This window comes from Chryseobacterium soldanellicola (assembly GCF_900100115.1).
Classification (GTDB): Bacteria; Bacteroidota; Bacteroidia; order Flavobacteriales; family Weeksellaceae; genus Chryseobacterium; species Chryseobacterium soldanellicola.
The window spans coordinates 306,837-328,237 of sequence record NZ_FNKL01000003.1; the positions used below are offsets into that span (position 1 = coordinate 306,837).

General features: G+C 35.9%; 20 protein-coding genes. 6 read left to right on the top strand and 14 right to left on the bottom strand.

Annotated features, from left to right (window positions below; translation table 11 throughout):
- Positions 1–14: 14 nt before the first annotated feature.
- The gene (locus BLT04_RS10895) at positions 15–764 is read right to left on the bottom strand and encodes an SDR family NAD(P)-dependent oxidoreductase (RefSeq protein WP_089755840.1); all 750 of its coding nucleotides are present in this window, start codon (positions 762–764) and stop codon (positions 15–17) included.
- Positions 765–1,025: 261 nt separating this feature from the next.
- A complete protein-coding gene (locus BLT04_RS10900) occupies positions 1,026–1,466 on the bottom strand; it encodes a hypothetical protein (protein WP_089755841.1) in 441 nt (146 codons plus the stop codon).
- A 386-nt stretch (positions 1,467–1,852) separates the two neighbouring features.
- Between BLT04_RS10900 and BLT04_RS10905 the strand changes: the two genes are divergently transcribed.
- Positions 1,853–3,382 (top strand): hypothetical protein, encoded by a 1,530-nt coding sequence (locus BLT04_RS10905; protein WP_089755842.1) that lies wholly within the window; start codon positions 1,853–1,855, stop codon positions 3,380–3,382.
- Positions 3,383–3,484: 102 nt separating this feature from the next.
- On the opposite strand, the gene BLT04_RS10910 is transcribed toward BLT04_RS10905, so the two are convergent.
- The 4 genes from BLT04_RS10910 to BLT04_RS10925 form a co-directional block, all read right to left on the bottom strand.
- A complete protein-coding gene (locus BLT04_RS10910; RefSeq protein WP_089755843.1) occupies positions 3,485–4,834 on the bottom strand; it encodes an alpha-amylase family glycosyl hydrolase in 1,350 nt (449 codons plus the stop codon).
- Positions 4,835–5,263: 429 nt separating this feature from the next.
- Positions 5,264–5,863 (bottom strand): IS1096 element passenger TnpR family protein, encoded by a 600-nt coding sequence (locus tag BLT04_RS10915; protein ID WP_089756415.1) that lies wholly within the window; start codon positions 5,861–5,863, stop codon positions 5,264–5,266.
- Positions 5,864–5,994: 131 nt separating this feature from the next.
- Positions 5,995–7,026 carry a sensor histidine kinase gene (locus BLT04_RS10920; RefSeq protein ID WP_089755844.1) on the bottom strand — a complete coding sequence of 344 codons (1,032 nt, stop codon included), beginning with the start codon at positions 7,024–7,026 and terminating at the stop codon, positions 5,995–5,997.
- Positions 7,027–7,073: 47 nt separating this feature from the next.
- A complete protein-coding gene (locus BLT04_RS10925; RefSeq protein WP_089755845.1) occupies positions 7,074–7,751 on the bottom strand; it encodes a response regulator transcription factor in 678 nt (225 codons plus the stop codon).
- A 187-nt stretch (positions 7,752–7,938) separates the two neighbouring features.
- Here BLT04_RS10925 and BLT04_RS10930 point away from each other — a divergent pair, with 187 nt between their 5' ends.
- Both BLT04_RS10930 and BLT04_RS10935 read left to right on the top strand, forming a co-directional pair.
- Entirely contained in the window at positions 7,939–10,407 is a 2,469-nt protein-coding gene (locus tag BLT04_RS10930; protein WP_170828467.1) for a TonB-dependent receptor domain-containing protein, read from the top strand.
- 24 nt (positions 10,408–10,431) lie between these two features.
- Positions 10,432–11,643, top strand: coding sequence for a hypothetical protein (locus tag BLT04_RS10935; RefSeq protein WP_089755847.1), 1,212 nt, complete (start codon positions 10,432–10,434; stop codon positions 11,641–11,643).
- Positions 11,644–11,814: 171 nt separating this feature from the next.
- On the opposite strand, the gene hemL is transcribed toward BLT04_RS10935, so the two are convergent.
- From hemL to BLT04_RS19045, 4 genes are all read right to left on the bottom strand, one after another.
- Entirely contained in the window at positions 11,815–13,098 is a 1,284-nt protein-coding gene (hemL, locus tag BLT04_RS10940; RefSeq protein ID WP_089755848.1) for a glutamate-1-semialdehyde 2,1-aminomutase, read from the bottom strand.
- A gap of 87 nt (positions 13,099–13,185) precedes the next feature.
- Entirely contained in the window at positions 13,186–14,244 is a 1,059-nt protein-coding gene (locus BLT04_RS10945; protein ID WP_089755849.1) for a glucosaminidase domain-containing protein, read from the bottom strand.
- Between the two features lie 67 nt (positions 14,245–14,311).
- Positions 14,312–15,220, bottom strand: a complete 909-nt coding sequence (locus BLT04_RS10950) for a 1-aminocyclopropane-1-carboxylate deaminase/D-cysteine desulfhydrase (protein ID WP_089755850.1) — start codon at positions 15,218–15,220, stop codon at positions 14,312–14,314.
- Between the two features lie 423 nt (positions 15,221–15,643).
- A complete protein-coding gene (locus BLT04_RS19045) occupies positions 15,644–15,970 on the bottom strand; it encodes a hypothetical protein (RefSeq protein ID WP_089755851.1) in 327 nt (108 codons plus the stop codon).
- Positions 15,971–16,010: 40 nt separating this feature from the next.
- Here BLT04_RS19045 and BLT04_RS10960 point away from each other — a divergent pair, with 40 nt between their 5' ends.
- Together BLT04_RS10960 and BLT04_RS10965 are read left to right on the top strand one after the other, a co-directional pair.
- Positions 16,011–16,193 (top strand): DUF5522 domain-containing protein, encoded by a 183-nt coding sequence (locus BLT04_RS10960; protein WP_029294953.1) that lies wholly within the window; start codon positions 16,011–16,013, stop codon positions 16,191–16,193.
- Between the two features lies 1 nt (position 16,194).
- Positions 16,195–16,722, top strand: a complete 528-nt coding sequence (locus BLT04_RS10965) for a DUF4136 domain-containing protein (protein ID WP_089755852.1) — start codon at positions 16,195–16,197, stop codon at positions 16,720–16,722.
- Positions 16,723–16,850: 128 nt separating this feature from the next.
- Here BLT04_RS10965 and BLT04_RS10970 read toward each other — a convergent pair whose 3' ends face one another.
- On the bottom strand, positions 16,851–17,660 hold the full coding sequence (locus tag BLT04_RS10970) for a T9SS type A sorting domain-containing protein (RefSeq protein WP_089755853.1): 810 nt from the start codon (positions 17,658–17,660) through the stop codon (positions 16,851–16,853).
- 368 nt (positions 17,661–18,028) lie between these two features.
- Between BLT04_RS10970 and BLT04_RS10975 the strand changes: the two genes are divergently transcribed.
- On the top strand, positions 18,029–19,555 hold the full coding sequence (locus BLT04_RS10975) for an endonuclease (protein ID WP_089755854.1): 1,527 nt from the start codon (positions 18,029–18,031) through the stop codon (positions 19,553–19,555).
- Between the two features lie 65 nt (positions 19,556–19,620).
- Here the strand turns inward: BLT04_RS10975 and BLT04_RS10980 are convergent, their stop codons facing one another.
- The 3 genes from BLT04_RS10980 to namA are packed head-to-tail and all read right to left on the bottom strand — an operon-like array spanning position 19,621 to position 21,343.
- Positions 19,621–19,953 carry a CCC motif membrane protein gene (locus tag BLT04_RS10980; protein WP_089755855.1) on the bottom strand — a complete coding sequence of 111 codons (333 nt, stop codon included), beginning with the start codon at positions 19,951–19,953 and terminating at the stop codon, positions 19,621–19,623.
- Between the two features lie 21 nt (positions 19,954–19,974).
- Positions 19,975–20,268, bottom strand: coding sequence for a DUF2752 domain-containing protein (locus BLT04_RS10985; RefSeq protein WP_089755856.1), 294 nt, complete (start codon positions 20,266–20,268; stop codon positions 19,975–19,977).
- A gap of 25 nt (positions 20,269–20,293) precedes the next feature.
- The gene (namA, locus tag BLT04_RS10990) at positions 20,294–21,343 is read right to left on the bottom strand and encodes an NADPH dehydrogenase NamA (RefSeq protein ID WP_089755857.1); all 1,050 of its coding nucleotides are present in this window, start codon (positions 21,341–21,343) and stop codon (positions 20,294–20,296) included.
- Positions 21,344–21,401: the final 58 nt, after the last annotated feature.

Genomic DNA, 21,401 nt, shown 5'->3' on the forward strand with positions numbered 1-21,401 from the left:
TATTTTTGATTTATCTAAACCGCAGTATAACCACCATCAACAAGATAATAGCCACCTGTCATGAATGATGATTTTTCTGAACTTAGAAATAATACCAATTCGGCAACTTCTTCCGGTCTTCCCAATCTTCCCATGGGATGCTTTGCAATTAAAGCCTGTTTCATATCTCCACTTACACTTTCCAGAAGAGGAGTTTCGATATATGCAGGACCGACCGCGTTACAACGGATATTTTTCTGCCCGTATTCTGCTCCGATATTTTTTGTTAAGCCTACAACTGCATGTTTTGCGGATGTATAAGCTGATGAAAGTGGTGCTGCAACCGTTCCGTGGATGGATGCGATGTTAACGATAACTCCGCCGCCGTTTTTCTCCATTTGTTCGAGCTCATATTTACAGCCATAGAAAACACCGTCTAAATTTACACTTAAAACTTTTCTCCAACTATCCAGACTGTATTCACCCGTCAATTTTTGTTCACCACCGATTCCGGCATTGTTACAGGCAATATCCAATCTTCCGTATATTTCTACTGTTGTCTTGACAAGTGCTTCAACCTCTGTTGGATCTGAGGTGTCCGCCTTTACAAAAGCAGCGTTACCACCTTCTGATTTAATCTTTTCAACGGCTTGTTTACCATGTTCTTCATTGATGTCTGATACTATCACTTTTGCACCTTCATTTGCATAGGCATGAGCAATTGCCAATCCGATTCCTGAGCCGGCACCTGTCACCAGAGCCACTTTATTTTCTAAAATTCCCATATTGATAAAATTTTATATGATTTTATTAAATAACTAAGTCTAATTTACGACACAATCGTTTTATCATTTTAAACTTTAACAATAAAGTTTTCTTAAATTTTAGAGATTACTATTAAATTTTCAAAAACAACATCAATAAAAACAAAATTTATTCAAATATTTAAAACTTTCATTATTACATTTTAAAGATTTTCGCAGATGCTTTAATTATAAAAAACAATAGTATTTTTTTTCAAATCTATTATTTAATTAAAGACCTCATTACCAGATATTCTCAATAACCTGATCATTTTTATTAATTGAAAAGTTTTCTCCTTTTTTTAATCCTGACATTATTTTTGCCAATGGAGATTCTGAAGAAATGGTCATAATCTTTTGATTTTCAAAATTAATTTCTCCAATAGATGCCGAAATATAGAATAAGCCTTTATCCGTTTTTACCAACGCACCGTTTTGCACTTTAGATGAAGGATCAGAACTTATTTTTTGAATAATTGCCTGTTGATTCAGTGTTTCGTTAAGCTGCCTCTGGAGATTGTTGATTTCCTGCTGAAGCATTTCGCGGCCGGTTTCATATTTATCCCCCATCGAGCTTTTGGTGTCATTGCTTGATGCTCTGGTTTCAGCAATAAGATTTTCCAACTGTTGAATTTTATCTGAAATTTTATTTTTTACGATTTCCAATATCTTAGATTTATCCATAATTCAGGCAGTTTTGCATAAAAAGTCATCAAATGTATTAAAATAAACAGTTTCTATATTAATGAAATTTAACAAACTTAAAATAATATTTTTTTTCGAAATGTTTCTGATTAAATCTTCATTTTAGGAATTATTATTCATCGGCAGCTATTTTAAAAGCTGTAAAAATTTTACCGTTAAATTCTCCAATAAAAGATTTATTGTATTGAATGCAAAATTAAAATTAACATAATCGACAAATTTTATTCATTTTTTCAAACAAATATTCAATAACAAAAAATATTAAAAATTACATAATCATTAACTTTTATTTAACTTTTTTAATAATTAAGTTTTAAAATACAACAATACATATATTTGCCTCCTAATTTTTATTTAAAGTACTCATGACAAAAAAATTATTTACTATTGCATTAATTACATCTTACACGTCAATTTTTTCACAAGTCGGAATTAACACCCAAAATCCTGACCCGTCTGCCGTTTTAGATGTAAGTTCCGATACCAAAGGAATTCTTGTTCCAAGACTAAGCTCTGCAGCTGTAAGTGATCTTTCAACTACAGCAAGCGAGGGATTAATCGTTTACAATAAAGAGCAAAAAGCCTTTTTGGGCTGGGATGGCGTTAAATGGCAAAACCTGGGCTATGAAGAGATCAATACCGTTCCTGCCGCAACTAATTTAAGCATTACAGGAACCTACTCCACAGGATCATTGCTTACTGCAAACTATACGTTTTCTGATGCGCAAAGCAATCCGGATGACGCCAGCACATTTGTCTGGAAAAGAGCAGATACTGCAACAGGAGCAAATACAGTGATCATTCCTTCTGCAGCTTCACAAAATTATACTTTGGTGGCTGCTGATCAAAATAAGTACATCCAATTCTGCGTAACTCCGGGATCTTCCGCGGGCGCATCACCGGGAAACATTAAATGTTCTGCTTGGGGCGGACCGGTAAGCTTAAACCAGCCTCCTACCGCTTCAAATGTCAATATTTCAGGGACAGCAACGCAGGGTCAGACCCTTACAGGAGTTTATACTTATAATGACAGCGAAGGAAATGCGCAGGGAACATCAACTTTCAGATGGACCCGTTCTGATGATGCATCAGGAACCAATGAAACACCAATTGCAGGAGCCAACACCAAAAATTACTCCTTAACAGCAACTGATGTTAATAAATATATCAAATTTTATGTAACTCCGATTGCAACTACAGGCACAACAAACGGTTCCGAAACCGGCTCGCCGTATAAAGGGCCGATTGCTGTATTAACGCTTATTTCCGGAGATGTATTTAATGAAGGGTTTGAATCCGGAACAGCAAATGGATATTTTGCATTAACCACAACATCTGCAAACACCAATACAGGCGTTGTAAACTCAAATTCCGCATCTGGATGGAGCCCGGCAAACAGCCCAAGAGCAGCTTCAGGAACGCGTGGCTATCAGTTTGGCGGTACTGCGAGCGCCAGTGGGGCCAGTGCAGTATTTATTTCGCCGGTAATTAATGCTACTCAATACACTAATAACATGACCTTTTCGATGAAAGTAGCTGCTTTCGGAACCGCTTCAGGCGCAGGTCTTGATTCAGGGACTAATGATTTTGTCCTTGTAGAAGTTTCTTCTGATGGCGGATCAACTTACAGTGCCGCTTCCGTGCAGGTAGGCGGTAACAGCAATGCCAACTGGGCGTTCAGCGCAACAGGCTCTACAAGTGCTGCTTACGGCTCTGATTTCAGCCAAAATTCAGGATCGGGTAATAATCTTGCCAATGGCCCTTCCACCCTTACCATAACAGGAATTCCGAATACGGTTTCTCAGTTAAGATTCAGGATTACCGTAAAACATAATCAAACCGCTGCACAAGATGAATATTGGGTAGTTGATGATATTAAACTAGTTGCTCCATAATACATTTTAATATTTGCTTTTAATAAATCCCTGCTTACAAAACTAAGCAGGGATTTTATTTTCAGTTTATAATTTTAATCAAAATCTTATGGGCTGAGATTTTCATTTTTCAAAGACCGCAAAATCGGAAACTTTAAAATTAAAATCCTTTCCGTTATTGAAATCTCTTTTTGTCCCTTCAAATATATTTTTAAAAGTCCCTGAAAGGTTTTCGTCTTCAATACTGAAATTCACAGGCTCTTTTGACATATTTAAAACGACTAAAACCTCATTTTTTCCATTTTTTCTAACATAAGCTAAAATTTTATCGTTGGCTGTCGTGTTGAGAAGATAAGTTGAAACATTTGTATCACCCCCTCTTAAAGCTGGATTTGAAGCTTTTAGATTGAATAAAGTTTTATAAAAATCAGCCATTTGGTAAGTGTTTGTCCATTTTATGACATCTTTTTCAAAAAACTCTAATCTTTTCATATTAGGAAGCTCCTGACCGGAATATAATAAAGGAATACCGTTCCAGGTTGCTGAAAAAACCGCCATTGGCTTTGCTATTACTCCGTATTTCTCATATTCTGTCCCGTTCCAGGAATTTTCATCGTGGTTGGTGGTAAACCAGGCTCGCATTGAATTATCGCCGATTTTAGAATATTGTATCAAAAGATCTTTAAGCTCTTGAAGCGGCTCGTTTTTTTTGTAATAATCTTCAGATTTATGCATCCATTTCCAGGAATAGCTTGCATCGAATATTTTCCCATATTCCGGGCTTTCTAATTCATCAAATTCTCCGATCCAGAAAAGTGGCTTTATTTTTTCAACTTCAGGACGCGCCTGTTGCCAGAAATCTACCTCAACCCAAGAAGCGAGATCACATCTGAAACCGTCGATATTTGTTTCCTGTATCCAGAATTTCATCGCATCGATCATTGCCTGGCGCATTTCCTGATTTTTATAATCCAATTCAATGATATCATCCATTCCGGAAGCCACATGAAATTTGCCGCCGGTATCTTTTAGATAAAATTCGGGATGAGTTTTTGTCCAAACGTGATCCCATCCTGTATGGTTGGCTACCCAATCGATAATCACTTTAAATCCCAATCTGTGAGCTTCATTTACCATATGCTTAAAGTCATTCAAAGTTCCGAATTCAGGATTGATGGAGGTATAGTCTGACGCTGCGTACTGACTTCCCAGGCTTCCTTTTTTATTTTGCTGCGCAATCGGGGTGACAGGCATAAACCAAAGTGTTTTCACTCCCATTGATTTCAGTCTCGGCATTTCTTTTTCAAATGCTTTGAAGGTACCTTCTTTTGTATATTGTCGTACGTTTACTTCATAAATATTCGTTGTGTGCTTCCAGTCTTTCGGCAAATCCATAGTATTCTTATTTGTATTTTGAACGGTACAGGAAACAATTCCCAGACCAATTACGGCTAATAAAATTAACTTTTTCATTAATTTGATTTTAGACAAAAATAACGAATCGTGAGATAAGAGGGTGAATTGTCAATGGTGAATTTTGCTTTGCACGTGAATTTTAAGTGAAAATAGAGAAATAGTGGGCAAAAGTCATTGCTTCGTCGCTACTGAACTAAGTTCGCAATGGCTTAAATTCTTTCTCAAAACAGAGTGTTAAATCGGCTGTGATAATTGAATGAAAGACAAATACCCTAGCCCCGATAGGAACGGTTACCCCGCAGCCAGGAGTTGGAGAGTTTGAGGGTTCAGGTGTTGGAGCGCGTGGGGTGAGGAGTATGAGTGGATAGCGGGAAATAGCTCTTTAAAAATAAATAATGTGTAAGAAGTAATGTGTAATTAATAATCCAAAATCTGGAATAAAAAAAGCCCCGAATTAAAAATCCTGGGCTGTATATTTTTCAGATGTTATCTTTCATCGTCGTTATCTTCTTCATCTTCGAAAACATCGTCATCATAGTTTTCTTCTTCCTCATCATCGAAGCTTTCATCATCTTCGTCCGCGAAATTACCGGTGCTTTCAAAATCATCTTCAAAAGTAAAATCATCATCCATTAAAGGCATTGCAGATTTCTTTTTACCTCCTGTACCGCTTCCGTTTTTGCTTGGCGCTTTCAAAGGTACGTTTCCGAATCTGTAGACTGTGATCGGATAATTGACCCCTTTTGTCTCGTCGATCACCTCAACAAGCTCACAGAAGAATTCCCAAAGATCAAGAAACCCGTACTGAAACTGCGCTTTATCCCCTGCATTTTCAAAGGCTTCATCGATATACACGTCCGACATAATTTCGCCATCACCATCGTCGCTCATATCTTCTAACGGAACACTTTTTACTATTGTACCGTCTTCTTCCAGCAAATTAAAGGCAGAAAGCTCGTCTCCCTGCAAGCTGAATGCACTTTTAATTCCTAAGTGTAAGTTCCATAGCGTCTGTTTTCCTTTAACTTCGATATCTCGGAAAATATCTTCTTTCGCATCTAATATTACGCGGATTTTGTAAACCATATCAGTTTTTAAATTACTTTTTGCCTTAATTATTATGATAAATTTCTGTTGCAAATATAAAATAAATGAGATGTGACAAAAAAATATTTATGGATTTTTTAAAATATTTTTTTTTCTTACATTTTGCAAAATTATTTACTTTTTTCAAGCATAAAACTAAATTTCGTCCCTTCGAGGTAGACGCTCTCTACTGTAATGTTTTCGTTATGGGCTTCAAGAATATGCTTTACAATCGCCAAACCGAGCCCTGAGCCTCCTTCACGTCTGCTTCGGCTGGTTTCCACGCGGTAAAATCTTTCAAAAATCCTGGGCAGAATTTCAGATTTTATTCCCATTCCGTTATCTATGACTTCAATGAGCACTTTATTTTTGAGAATGCTTGTTTTAACGACCACTTTGGCTTCCTGCCGGTTTGCGTAATGAATGGCATTAGAAATTAAATTGATAAAAACCTGTGAGATTTTCTGTTTGTCAGCATCCACAAAAATCTGCGGGTGTAAAGTTTGTATCTGTAAAGTTGTGTTGCGTTTTTCGGCTTCAAGATCGAGCAGATCGAAGATTTCTTTAACCAGAAGATTGACATCAAATCTTGAAACGGTAAGGTTGATTTCCCCGGCTTCAAGCCTATTGATCATATCTAAATCGGTCACAATGGCAATTAAGCGTTCCACGGAAGTATCAATTCTCTCCAGATATTTGTCACGAATGGTCATATTATCGACCCCGCCATCTCTTAAGGTCTCAACATATCCCTGAATGGAAAATAATGGTGTTTTAAGCTCGTGAGAAACATTTCCTATATATTCCTTACGGTAGCTTTCCATTTCTTTCATCATGTCGATTTCTGTTACCTGCTGCTGATTGAGATCAGAAAATCTTTCTCCCAATTCTTTGATGGTAATATTTTCATCGTTGTCATGCACGATTTCCTGAGGTAAAATCTGTGAAAGGCCACGAACCTGCTTTTTGGCATAATAATTAAAAAGCAGCTCTAAAACCACATAATTAATGACAAAAATAAGGACAAGACAGATGAATAAGCCAATCTTAAAGAAAGGTGTTCTGTAATAAATATCCTTCAATGAATCAAAAATGATGACCAGAAGGAACATCACCAATGTCAAGAGACATGATGCTACGAGGGTAAGCCTGTAAAATTTCAATTTTACAAAATTTTATGGGTTATAAGGTAAAGGTAGGATTTTTTTAATTAAACGATCAGCTTATATCCTATTCCTTTTAACGTCTGAATGGTATTGATTCCCAATTTTTCTCTCAACCTTCTGATATGCACGTCGATCGTTCTTTCTCCTACAATTACGTCATTTCCCCAAACTTTCTCAAGAATTTCTTCTCTTTTGAACACTTTTTCGGTATTTGAAGCTAATAGATAAAGAAGATCGAATTCTTTTTTCGGAAGTAAAAACTGCTGTCCGGCTTTAGAAACTCTGAAATTATCTTTATCAATTACCAAATCCCCGATTTCGATTAATTTAGCATTATCAGAAACCTGAGAAGTCAGTTGTAATAAAGCATTAACTTTAGAAATAAGAATTTTCGGTTTGATGAGTTTTACAATGTAATCGTTTGCTCCCGCCTGGAAACCTGCTAATTGAGAAAACTCTTCACTTCTTGCGGAAAGGAAAACGATAAGTGTTTTTTGAAGTTCTTTCACTTTACGAAGCTCCTGACAAGTCTCGATACCGTCTTTTTCCGGCATCATTACGTCTAACAGTATAAGATCAGGGACAATTTCTTTGGCTTTTTCGATACCTTCGTTACCGTTTGTGGCTGTGTAGATGTCGTAGCCTTCTTTTTCTAAATTGTAAGACAGAATCTCTAAAATATCCAGTTCGTCGTCTATTAAGAGTATTTTCTTTTGATTCATTTTTAATTTTTACGAGTCAAAGTTAATAATTTTTAAAGCACAGTTTAACAAAACGGTTATCGTTCACATAAAGTTAACAATAATATCGTTTTGTTAATATATAGTTAAGGAAAATTTAAATTTCGCTAAACTATATTCACCATTAATGTTTCATTCCTTTGCACCGAAAGAATATAGTAAAAAAGAAATGAATTTTAGAAAACTGAGTATCGCGGTTTTGTTTTTGACAACATCAGGAACTGTACTTTACGCTCAAGAAACCAAAAAGGATTCTGTTAAGAACGAAAAGAAGATTGAAGGTGTAGTAATCAAAGGATCCACTAAAAAAGGAACTGAGGCCAACCTTATCAACTTACAAAAGAAATCTGTAGAAGTAATAGAACGTGTAGGTTCTGTACAGCTTGCCAAACAAGGTGTAGGAGATGCTGCAACGGCTGTAACGAAAGCTACCGGAACAATAAAGCAGGAAGGAAGCGGGCAGATCTTCGTAAGAGGTCTTGGTGACAGATATAACAGCACAACCTTAAACGGGTTGCCAATCCCGTCAGATGATCCGGAAAACAGAAACATCGATCTTTCGATTTTCAAAACTTCAATGATCGAGTATATTTCACTGGATAAAATTTATAATCCGAAAATGCTTGGTGACTTTGGTGGAGCAAGCATAAGCATTGTTTCTAAAGAACATACAGGAAAGCCTTATTTCAAAATAGGTTTGGGAAGCAGCATCAATCTTCAGACTTTTGACAACAATAACTTCAAGGTACAGGATGGAGCTCCGGGATTCTTCGGATTCAAAGAAACTAAATTCATTAAAGGAAATCCTTATCAAACGTATCCTTTTACCTCAAAATGGAATTTCAAAAATGCTGACAACCCATTTAATACAGATATGAATATTGAAGGAGGCGCAAGCTTCGGAAAATTCTCTTTGTTTGGATATGCAGGATTTGAAAACTCTTACGAATACAGTAAAGGACAGGAAGGATTCTACTTCGCAGATAATACACCAAACAAAAAGTTTGATGTTGAACGTTCTAAATATAAGACAAATACAACAGCGTTAATTAATTTAGGATATAAATTCAACGCTAATAATAAAATTAACTTCACTTCAAATTTCATCCACTCTTCTGATCAGACGGCTAAAATATTCACAGGATATTCTTATGATGTCGATAAAAATGTGATCATCAACAGAGGAGACAACAAAATTACAAGTACTTGGATCAACCAGTTATTCGGTACTCATAAGTTGGGTGAAACTTGGAATGCTGATTGGGCAGTTGGGCACAATATGCTAAACAGCAAAAGACCTGATCGTATGCAGAATACAATTGATGCTACAACAATGCAGCTTATTACAGGAAGTGCGATCAATAACCACAGATATTTTGATGAGCTAAAAGACAATACGGTTTTGGGTCACGCTTATTTATCTAAAACTTTAGACAAATTTAAAATTACGGTAGGATACGACGGGCAGTACAAGGACAGAAAATTCGACAATACAACGATTGGGATGAACTTCAGCCTTTCGCCTCAGGTAGATCCTAATAATATTGATGGCTTTATCAATGCTTCTAATAACGGGTTATTCTCTTATCAGACATTCCAGCCGAGCACAAACTTGTTCAAGCCTTTCTATTTTAATGTGAAGCAAAATATTCAGTCTGGGTTTGCCAATGTAGACATTAACCTTACTGATAAATTTGTAGTGCAGGTTGGCGGTCGTTTCGATTACATCGATATGCAGCTGAAGTGGTTTGATGCTGTTTTACAGGATGGTAAAAAGAACAAGCAGTACAACAAATTCTTACCAGCTTTGAATGCTAAATACAGTCTTAGCGACAAACAAAACTTAAGATTATCTTTCTCTAAAACATATACTCTGCCTCAGGCCAAAGAACTTTCTCCGATTGCATATTATGATGTAACTACGAACGTTTACGGTAACCAGGATCTTACTCCTTCTGATAACTATAATGCAGATTTAAAATGGGAATTCTTTCCTAAATCCGGTGAGTTGATTTCAGTAGCAGCTTTCGGAAAATATATTCAGAATCCAATTGCAAGAACTACCTACGCAAGTTCTGCACCAAGTGATATGACTTATTTTAACCTTTCGGATTATGGATATATCGTAGGCGCTGAAGTAGAGGTAAGAAAAGATATTTATTCTTGGAGCAATTCAAAAATCTATACTTTCATCAACGGAACGTATATGCATTCTGAGCAGAAGTTTAAATCTGAAGATCAAATAGCAAAGGAAAATCACGGTAAAAGGGTTGTCTTTTCTAATCCTAAAGCTGACCTTCAGGGAGCTGCAGATTTCATTGCCAACGTAAACTTAGGGTACAACTACAAATGGAATAACAACTTAAACAGCTTAGACTTTGTAGTCGTTTATTCTCACATCGGGAAAAACCTTTATTCTGTAGGAACTACAGATATCGGAAACTTCTACGAAGCAGCAAGACATCTTTTAGACCTAAACCTAAACTTTACATTAGACAAAATAGGAATCGGTATTTCTGCTAAAAACCTGATCAATCCTCACAATAAAATAGAGCAGGAAAACAAAACTGCAACCCTTATCAACAGAGACTACACAATGGGTCGTCAAGTTGGATTAAACTTATCATACAAATTTTAATATAATTTAAATCTAATAATAGTTATGAAAAAGACATTTTTTAAAGCTGCTCTTTTCTTATCATTAGCTGCGGCATTTTCATCTACCGCAATCTCTTGTAGCAACGATGATGATGAAACAGAAAACACAACATCATCTGTAGATCCTAGTAACTTTCAAGGAAAAATCGCTGCAGGAACTACTGTAACTTTAGATCCGACAAAAGTATATACAATCACCGGAAGAGTTTTAGTGGAAAGCGGTGCAAACCTTATCATCCCTGCAGGTACAAGAATCACTGTAGCGGAAGGTGCAAATTATCTTATCGTAGACAGAGGTGGTAAGCTTTTCATCAACGGTACAGCTTCTAGCCCTGTTGTATTTGAAGGTACTACTCACAAGCAAGGTCACTGGGGAGGAATCGTACTTTTAGGTAACGCTCCATCAAACAGAAGTGCTGCGGGAACTTCTACTTCGGAATTAGGTGATTTAACGTACGGAGGTACTGATAATAACGATAACTCCGGTGTTATTAAATATGTTGTAATCAAAGACAGCGGTTTCAAATATAACCCTGAAAAAGAATTCAACGGACTTTCTTTATTCGGTGTTGGTAGCGGAACGACGATCTCTTATGTATACGTAACTGACGGTGCTGATGATGGCGTTGAATGTTTCGGTGGTAGCCCGAATGTAGACCACATCGTAGTAACAGGAGTTGGAGATGACGGTTTTGACTGGACTGAAGGGTACAAAGGAAATGCTAGCTTCTTATATGTTGCCAGAAAAAAACAATATCAGAATAATACTGAGCCTGGAAACAGAGGTATTGAAGCTGATACTCAGGATACAAACCCTAATACCACTTTCGGAAACGGAGCTTCTAACCCTATGATCACCAATGCTACTTTCTTAGGAAATACTTCTGGTGCAGAATCTCAAGGTTTAAAAGTAAGAGCCGGATCAAACGGTCAGTTTGACAACATCGTTTTAGCAAACTACACTACAGGTTTAGATCTTGAAACAGACAGAACTTTAACTTGGTTCCAAGGTGGTTCTTATGTTAAAAACGTAAGATTCGTAAACGTTACCACTAAATCTAAAGCTAAAAATACTGCTGGTACAGCTGTAGATATTACTGGAATTTATACTGAAAACGCATCTGCATTAGGTGCCGGAAGCGGAACTGCTTTGCCAGATTGGGCAAAAGGCTGGACTGGCTTATCGAGCTACGACGTTGCAGATTCTATGAATTAAGATAGTAATTAGTTTCTTCATATTCAAATTGAAAACACCCTCGGAAATTGATTTTCCGAGGGTGTTTTATTATTGAAAAACCATCTGTGAAATTTAATTTTTAACTTTCATTAAAATAAAAAAGGACGAAGCTTTAAACCTCATCCTTTGTATATTTTATATTTTTTAATGTTAAGAATATTCAAATTTTCTGACAGCTTCCAATGTCATATCAATTTCTCTGTCTTTAATGGCATCACTAATGAAATACGTTTCATATCCACTTGGCGGAAGGTATATTCCATTTGTCAGCATTTGATGAAAGAAATTATTGAATAAAGCGTGATTTGCTTCCTGAGCTTCATCAAAATTAGAAACCCTGTTAATATGAAAGAAAACAGACATCATCGACCCTTTTCTGTTGATTTTATGGGCAATTCCTTTTTCGTTTAAAATTTTTCCGATCTCAAAATCTAACGTTTCTGTTGTTTTGCTTAATCTGTTAAAGAAATTCTCATCATTTTTGATCAATTGAAGCGTTTTCAATCCCGCTCTCATTGCCAATGGATTTCCGCTCAAGGTTCCGGCCTGGTAAACACCGCCTTTTGGAGCTAAATGATCCATAATTTCATTTCTTCCTGCAAAAGCGCCAACCGGCAAGCCGCCTCCGATTACCTTTCCGTAGGTCACCAGATCTGCTTTTACATTATACAGTTCCTGAGCGCCGCCAAAAGCCAGTCTGAAACCCGTCATAACTTCATCAAAAATCAATAAGGCACCATTTTCGTCACAGATTTTTCTTAATTTCTGAAGGAATTCATTTTCAGGGAGTACACAACCCATATTTCCGGCGACCGGTTCGATAATTACGGCTGCAATTTCACCCTGATTATGTCTGAATAAGTCTTCAACCTGCTCAAAATCATTATATCTAGCCAATAAAGTATCTTTTGCTGTTCCCGTAGTTACCCCCGGAGAATTCGGATTTCCAAACGTTGCGGCACCACTTCCCGCTTTAATCAAAAATGAATCTGAATGCCCGTGATAACAGCCTTCAAATTTTATGAATTTATCCCTTCCCGTAAAACCTCTCGCCAATCTGATTGCGCTCATACAAGCTTCCGTTCCCGAAGAAACCATTCTGATCTGATCAATATTCGGAACATTTTCTACGATAAATTTTGCAATTTCCGTTTCCAGTTCTGTCGGAGCACCAAAAGAAAAACCTTTCTCTGCCTGAATTTTTAATTCCTCCAAAACCTCCGGGTGTGTATGACCTAAAATCGCAGGTCCCCAGGAATTAATGTAATCAATATACGTATTATCATCAGCATCTGTAAGGTAAGCGCCCTTTGCAGACTTCATAAAAACAGGAACACCTCCCACTGATTTGAATGCACGAACAGGAGAATTTACCCCTCCAGGAATGTATTGGTGAGCTTCATCGAATAAAGCCGAACTTCTTTGATATTTCATTTTTTTGTTGATGGTTGAGTGTTACTTGTTGACAGTTTATCAGCAAACGTAAACAGTCAACCGATAACTAACAACTAGCAACTTTTTTTAGTTTCTTGGTTTTTTGTCGATTAAATAAATCAATTGTCCTACAGATGGCTGTTGACCTTCATCCATTCTGTTTTTTGCGTATAATTTATTTAATTTAATTCCGAATTTCTGAGCGATATCATGCATATCTTCGCCTGATTCCGCTTTGTAGGTTGCGGTATTTCCATCGGAATTTTTAGATTCAAGGAAAACGATATCGTTTTTATGTAAAACATCAGTTTCCAATTCATTCCATTTCATCAATCTGCTTTCGCTTACTTTGAATTTATTGGCAATAAATTTCACATTGGTATCTTCAGGAATTACAATATATTTCAATCCGTCATTTGGATGACTTTTAATTAAAATTGAATTAAGAATTTCTGCTTTTGTCTTAATTCTTTCCACTCTTTTTTGTTGTTGAGCGTAAGAAGTTTGCTTGTAAGGAACTTCTACCGTAACAGGATCCTTAGATTTTTTCACCGCTTTTGAAGGTTCCAGCTGCGCCATAAAAGATCTGTCGTCTTTCAAATCAGGATACATCTTCAGAACCGCGTACAAAACTTCTTTAGAGCTTGTATTGTCAAATTCGTACAGCTTATATCTCTCGATTTTACCGATCAAGATTGATGCATAACGCGGATTTGTCGCATAACCGGCCTTTTTAAGACCATAAGCCCACGCTTTGTAATCTTTCATATCTAAATTGAAAAGACCTGTATAATATTTTCTTGTAGATAAAAATTTCGAATGGTCTTCATACGATTGTCTCGGGTCATCATACACACGGAAACACTCATTGGGAGCGTCATCGGTATGCTTCATGGTCTTCCCTGTCCAGTCTTCCTTACATTTAATTCCGAAGTGATTTTTGCCTTCCAGAGCCAGCCTGCTCTGCCCTCCCCCGGTTTCCAATAATCCCTGAGCAAGCGTGATAGAAGCCGGAATTTTATACTTTTCCATTTCTTCCACCGCATATGGAGCGAATTTTTGAATGTATTGATCTTCAGTAGCCCAAGTCTGAGCCGAGAATTTTGATAAAACTAAAAGGCTTACGAGTAAGAAAAGTCTTTTCATCTTATAATTTTTATTGTTTTTAAAATGAAAGATGGAACACTTAATGTTTCACGTTTTTCAATTTACTTTATATAATTAAATTTCTGTTCTGTTTTTCTAAAAGCAAATTTGCCCCTTCAATTCCCTGTAATCCACCGGTATGAAAGCACAAAATTTTGCTGTCTTCAGGAAAATATCCTTCATCGATAAGTTCAAAAACTTTCTGCATCATTTTTCCTGTATAAATCGGTTCCAACGGAATTCCGTATTTCTCTTTAAAATCATTGATAAAACGGATGTTTTCATCATTTATTTTACCGTAACCTCCAAAACATGAATCTATTAGATCAAAATTTTTCTTTAAGGTTAATTCTAAAATTTTATTTTCCAGTGAAACATCATCAACTACCTTAAAACCGATAACTTTCTGATTATCTTCACAAAACCTGGAAATTCCGGCAATCGTTCCTCCTGTTCCGACTGCAGTGCAAAGATAATCAAAATCTTTTGTATCGTTATTGAGCATCATTTTCACGCCGCGCACTGCATCTTCATTGGTTCCGCCTTCCGGAATGATCAATGCATCGGGAAATTCCTGCTGTAAAAATTCGGTTAATTTTTCTTTGTGACGGTATTCTTCGCGGGTGACAAACTGCAAATTCATTCCGTTTCTTTTTGCGAAGGTCAAAGTCGGATTATCACGCCATTTATTCTTTAATTCTTCTCCCCGAATAATTCCCAAGGTTGGAATTTCTGCTAAATTCCCTACAGATGAAACGGCTGAAATATGATTTGAATAAGCTCCGCCAAAGGTAATTATATAAGGCTTTTCGGGATTTTTTTGTAAATAATCATTAATGCTGAAAAATAACTTCCAATATTTATTTCCCGAAATTTGAGGATGAATTAAATCTTCTCTTTTAATAAAAAGCTTTATATTTTTATTGATGGAGATTTCCTGGATGGGAACGGGGTTTGTTGGAAATTGTAATAACATTTTTATTAATGATATTGTTTTAACAAAATTACTGTTTTTTTAAGTTTGGAGAAGCTAACACTTAGCAAAGAGCTTATTTTATCCTATACGTTGTAATTCTGAAATGGAATGAAGTGGGATATTAATAATTAAAAAGCATTATTTAGATTCCTACGGAATGACAAAAAAGACAGTAATTCTTACATAACGTTTGTGTTATTGTGTAAAGATTTATGAAATTTGTTTAAAAATAGGTTTTGGCTAAAGCCAAATGAAGGTTTTCACTTTTATAAACGGGCTAAAGCCCGTTCCTATTGATGTTGGAAAATATAGTGTTTAATAAAAATAATTCATAATTCATAATTCATAATTCATAATTCATAATTCATAATTCATAATTCATAATTCATAATTCATAATTCATAATTCATAATTCATAATTAACTACAAAAACTTTCTGAAGTTCCAGAACTTTCTTTTTTTAAGATAATTTAAATCAGATTCATTGGCATAAGCTTCCCTTTCAAAAGAAATTTTTTTATAGGCTAAATAACTGTCTTTCAATTTAAAAACCCAATAATAATATTCAATAATATAGAAAATATAGAAGAAAATAATGAGCATCTCAAGCTGTTGTCTGAGATGGATTTTTTCGTGATTGATAAGTATTTTATTTTCCTTATCTTCGGGTTTTCTTATGAAGATAAAGGGAAAAAGAGCGATGCCATTAATTTTAAGTTTTTTTAATGGCTTTTGGCACACAATTATCATAATAACAAATATAAAGTTTTTTGACTTAGAGATTTAACCTATGGCACTTTTTGACATCAAAGAAGGTGAAGACTTTTACTACAACGAGCAGGGATATAAGGTTTTTACAGAAAAATTTCATCTGAAAAGAGGGCATTGCTGTAAAAGTGGCTGTAGACATTGTCCGTACGGATACGATAAAAAAACCGATACATTCATTAAAAACGATAAAAAAAATAAATAAAATGAAACATTATATTTTTATTTTGTTAGCAGCGGCTACGTTGGGTTTAACATCTTGTAGTCCTTTTCAGGTACGTTCAGATTATGCTGAGACAGCTCCTTTCACTTCTTATAAAACGTATAAAATAAGAATTGACGATCTGAAGCTGAACGATATTGATAAAGACAGGGTTTTGAATGAATTGTCGAAACAGCTTCAAAGCAAAGGTCTTCAGTCGGGCGAAAATCCTGATTTAATTGTAAATGTAAAAGCCAATCATAAAAAAGTAACAGACATCAACAGCGGCTCACCTTACGGAATGTACGGTTGGGGCGGACCTTTCGGTTGGGGAGTTGGAATGAGCAGAACCTGGTCCAGCAATTATAATGAAGGAGCTATCATTGTCGATCTTGTTGATTCAAAATCTCAAAAATTGGTTTGGCAAGGGATCGGAAGCGGAATTTCTGTAGACTCTCCAAGAGCTAAACAAAGACAAATCCCTGAAATTGTAGCGGAAATCATGAAAAATTATCCTCCACAAAGAAAATAATTAAGATTTAAATCAATCAAATATATAGAAAGTCAATGCAAATTTTTGTGTTGACTTTTTTTGTTTAATCATAGAAAAAGCTGTCACAACATGCGGCAGCTTCTCAGTTAAAGTTCAAAGTTTAAAAATTAGTTCTTAATTACTTTTAATGATTTATCATTTCCGTTTTTGTAATTAAGCGTTACAAAATAAATCCCTTTTTGAAGGTCATTTAACGGTAATTTAGTTTCCGGTTTTTCGATCGTTTTTATCAATCTTCCAATGGCGTCTGAAATTGTAATCGTTTGCACGTCCTTAATATCAGAAATATTCAAAACATCATTAAAAGGGTTCGGATATATGTCCACTTTTGACAAAGCAATATCCTTGGTTCCTAAATTCGGAATCGGTTCCCAAACGGCATCATCCCAATAATGTCCCGCGAAAGATGTTCCCGGATTACGAATTGCTAATCTCGCTCCGTCAGGAACTGTCGTCGGAATCGTAAACGTTCTTTCTGAAGTACCGTCATATGAACTGTTAGTGATCGTAATTGGCGTGATAACAAAGAAAGTATTGGCATCTGCAGGGTCTTTAATGTATCCCAATTCTAAATATCCTGCACTATTGGCTTTCATTTTCACTCTCAATCGGTGTGTTCCCGCATTGATATTAGTAATTGGCGGCATAATCACAATGCTAATTTTCCCTGCACCATAACCGTTTTGATAGATCTGGCTCGTTCCTGAAGCAGGCTGCGAGCTGGAAATAATCTGGCTTGCCCCGTTTAACAAAATACTGTTCCAGCATGTAGGAACAACTCCCATATTGCAGCATGAATAAGCATCAAAATTTTCTGAAAAACTGTCAACAGCAGTGCATTGAGCATTGGTGACAGCGGTGCCGAATACTAATCCCATCAAAGGAAGGCACATTGTAAAAGGTAAATTTTTAATCATTCTAAATAAAAATAATATTGCGAAAATAATTCATTTTATCTTTAAAACTATTTAAAAATATTATGATTTTTATCAATGTAATGTAAAATTAATATAAGATTTTAAATTGATTAGCCAACCATATTTTAATATGAATTATTAAAACACAAATTTCATAAATGACACGAATTTATTGACTGAAAGATCCTTCGACTCCGCTCAGGATGAAATCGCTACAAATTAAACGTCTAGTATTAGAAATGTCATCCTGAGCCAAGTCGAAGCATCTTGATTTGATTAAACAATAATTCATCATCTATTGAAATTTAATAATTCCGTAATTTTATATTCACCAAAATGTATTAATCTTACAAAAATTTATAATTAATATGAAAAAAACACTATTATTTCTTGTATTTGCAGGTGTAGTGAATGCACAGGCTCCTTCAGGATATTACAGTTCTGCCAATGGGCTGTCGGGAGCTTCTTTAAAGACAGCTTTAAGCACAATTATCACCAACGGCCATCAAGACAAAGGCTACAACGGACTTTGGACCGGTTATAAAACCACTGATATCGATAAAACCTACGAAAACGACGGCTCAATTATGGATATTTATTCTGAAAAACCAACTACGGTAGATCCATACAAATTCACTCCTGGAACCAGCCAATGCGGAACATATTCCGTTGAAGGAAATTGCTACAATAGAGAGCATATCGTTCCTCAAAGCTTATTTAATGAAGCTTCACCAATGGTTTCTGACATCAATTTCATCAGAGCAACTGACGGAAAAGTGAACGGAATGAGATCAAATTATCCTTTCGGGAAAGTAGGAACCGCAACTTTTACTTCTAAAAATGGTTCTAAGCTTGGAAATTCTGTTTCTTCAGGATATTCCGGGGTGGTTTTTGAGCCAATTGACGAATTTAAAGGTGATGTAGCGAGAATGATTTTCTATTTTGTAACGCGTTATCAAAGCAAGCTTTCGACATTTTCTTCAGGAAATATGTTAGGAAATACAGCTTTTCCGGGATTACAGACGTGGGAGCTTAATGTTTTATTAGCATGGAACAGTCAAGACCCTGTTTCTCAGGCAGAAATCAACAGAAATAATGCATCTTACACCTATCAGGGAAACAGAAATCCATTTATCGATAATCCGAGTTATGTGAATCAAATCTGGGGTTCTGGTTCTGGCGGCGGCGGAACAACAAATCCTCCCACAGGCACAGATTGCGTGAATGAAACTTTCGAGACAATTCCTACAGCAAGCTCGGGTTCTTATTTAACAAGAACATGGACAAACAGCGGAATTACCTGGACAGCAACAGATTCAAGAACTGATCAGACGATTTCTACAAAAGCGATCACCGTAAGAAATGGTTCTTTAACATCGAGCAGCTCAGCCAACGGAATCGGTTCATTAACGGTAACCACTCAATTGAAATTCACGGGAAGCAACGGAACTTTTGATGTAAAAGTAAACGGAACGACCGTTGGAACAATTCCTTACAACGCAAATTCTACAACGACAACCATTAACAACATCAATGTTTCCGGAAATGTAGTGGTAAGTTTGGTTAACAGCTCGACAAGCAACAGAGTTGCGATTGATAATCTGAGCTGGACCTGTTATTCCGGAACATCAAAACAGATTCAAAATATTTCTGAAATTAATGACGTAAAAAATCTACAGATTTCTCCGAATCCTATTACAAATAACGAAATTTTTGTAAAAGGTGAAACTCAAAGCATCAAAAAAGCTGAAATCTACAATCTTCAGGGCAAAGTGATGCAGACGATCGATAATCCCTTTAAGAATAACAGAAATTCAATTAAAATTAAAAATTTAGAACAGGGAATTTATTTGCTGAAGCTTGATCATTCTACACTAAAGTTTATCGTTAAGTAGAAAACAGAACATATTTTTCATAAAAAAGACCGCAATTTGCGGTCTTTTTATTTATTGTAATTTAATTATTGTCCCATCATATCTTTTATCCTTTCCTGCATCAATTGAGGGTCTTTCATTGCTTCCCACCCCACTGTTGAGATCAATACGATTACGTAAATCACATACAGTACACTCAGAATAATCCCGATAATTGCTAAAATTCTACCCGTATTCAGGTTACTGTAATTAGAGTATTCCGTAGGATTTGCCATATACAGTTTCGCGTCTTTGCTGTATAAAACAAGTGCAATAATTCCGGCAATTAAGCCCGGAAGCCCATAGCAGCAACATCCGACAATAGATACAATTCCTAAAACTAATACCGCCGTTGCGTTTGGTAATTTTTGTTGGTTCATAGTTATAATTTTAATATTTGATTAGTGTGTATTTAAGTATAAGTGCTTGTAAAAATATGAAATTACCATAATAACTGCATTAATAATAGCCAGGAAAATCAATATGTTACCATAATTTCTTTTTCGGTCTACAAAATTCAGCACAATGGTTGCAAAAAACAACAGTAAAGTATAAACTGCCGGAAACATATGAAAAGCATCTGCAAATCTTCCTTCAAAAACCATAACAATCGCTCGTTGAGTTCCGCAGCCAAAGCATTCTATTCCCAGGAATTTTTTGCTTGGGCAGGTCAGCATGAAGTCTTCGATTTTCATATTTTAAACTTTTGATCGGCCTAAATTAAGAAATTTTTGCTCTTAAATATTGATGTGGAAAAAAACAATCTTCTTTCATTTCAAAAGACCCCTGAACCGCAATGTAAGGATTCCTTAATATCTCTCTTGCAATAAAAATTAAATCAGCATCGCCTTTTTGGAGAATTTCTTCCGCGTGTTCTACCTTTTTGATTAATCCTACAGCTCCAGTTTTTATTTCAGCTTCATTTCTTACCTGTGAAGAAAGCGGAACCTGATAGCCGTCAAAAAGCGGAATTTTAACACCATGAATATTTCCGCCGCTTGAAACATCTACCAAATCAACGTTGTGATTTTTCAATATTTTGGCTAATTCCACACTGTCATTAATTTCCCAACCGTTTTCTGCGTATTCTGTTCCTGAAATTCTTACAAACAGAGCTGTATTTTCATTCAGTTCTTCGTTGATGGCATCTACAATTTCCAGTAAAAATCGGATCCTATTTTCAAAGCTTCCGCCATATTCATCAGTTCTGATATTGGAAAGTGGCGATAAAAACTGATGAACCAGATAACCATGCGCACCGTGAATTTCTATAACATTAAATCCTGCTTTTATGGCTCTTTTTGCAGCTTTTTTAAAATTCTGAACAATTTCTTTAATTTCATCAATCGTCAAAGCATGTGGAATTCTTTCCGTCGGATGATAAGGAATCGGGCTCGGTGCGACTGTTTCCCAGCCTTCTTCAATCGGTATCTGAATGTTATTCCATGTTGAGCCCTTTCTTCCGGCGTGAGCCAGCTGAATCCCAACTTTACTTTCTGAATTTTTGTGAATAAATTCCACAATTTTCTGCAGCTTTTCAGCCTGTTCGTCATTCCAGATTCCCATGCAGTGATTGGTAATCCTTCCTTTTGGCTCTACTCCGGTTGCCTCAACCATTATTAATCCTGTCCCGCCCTGCGACCTGCTTCCGTAATGCACAAAATGAAAATCATTAGCAAGACCATTTTCACAAGAGTACATACACATCGGTGACATTACCCAACGGTTTTTCAACTCAACATTTCTGAATTTAATTGGAGTGTATAACATTTCTGATTTGAATATTTTAAAGTTAAAATTTTGAAAAATAAAATAATATTGCCCACCT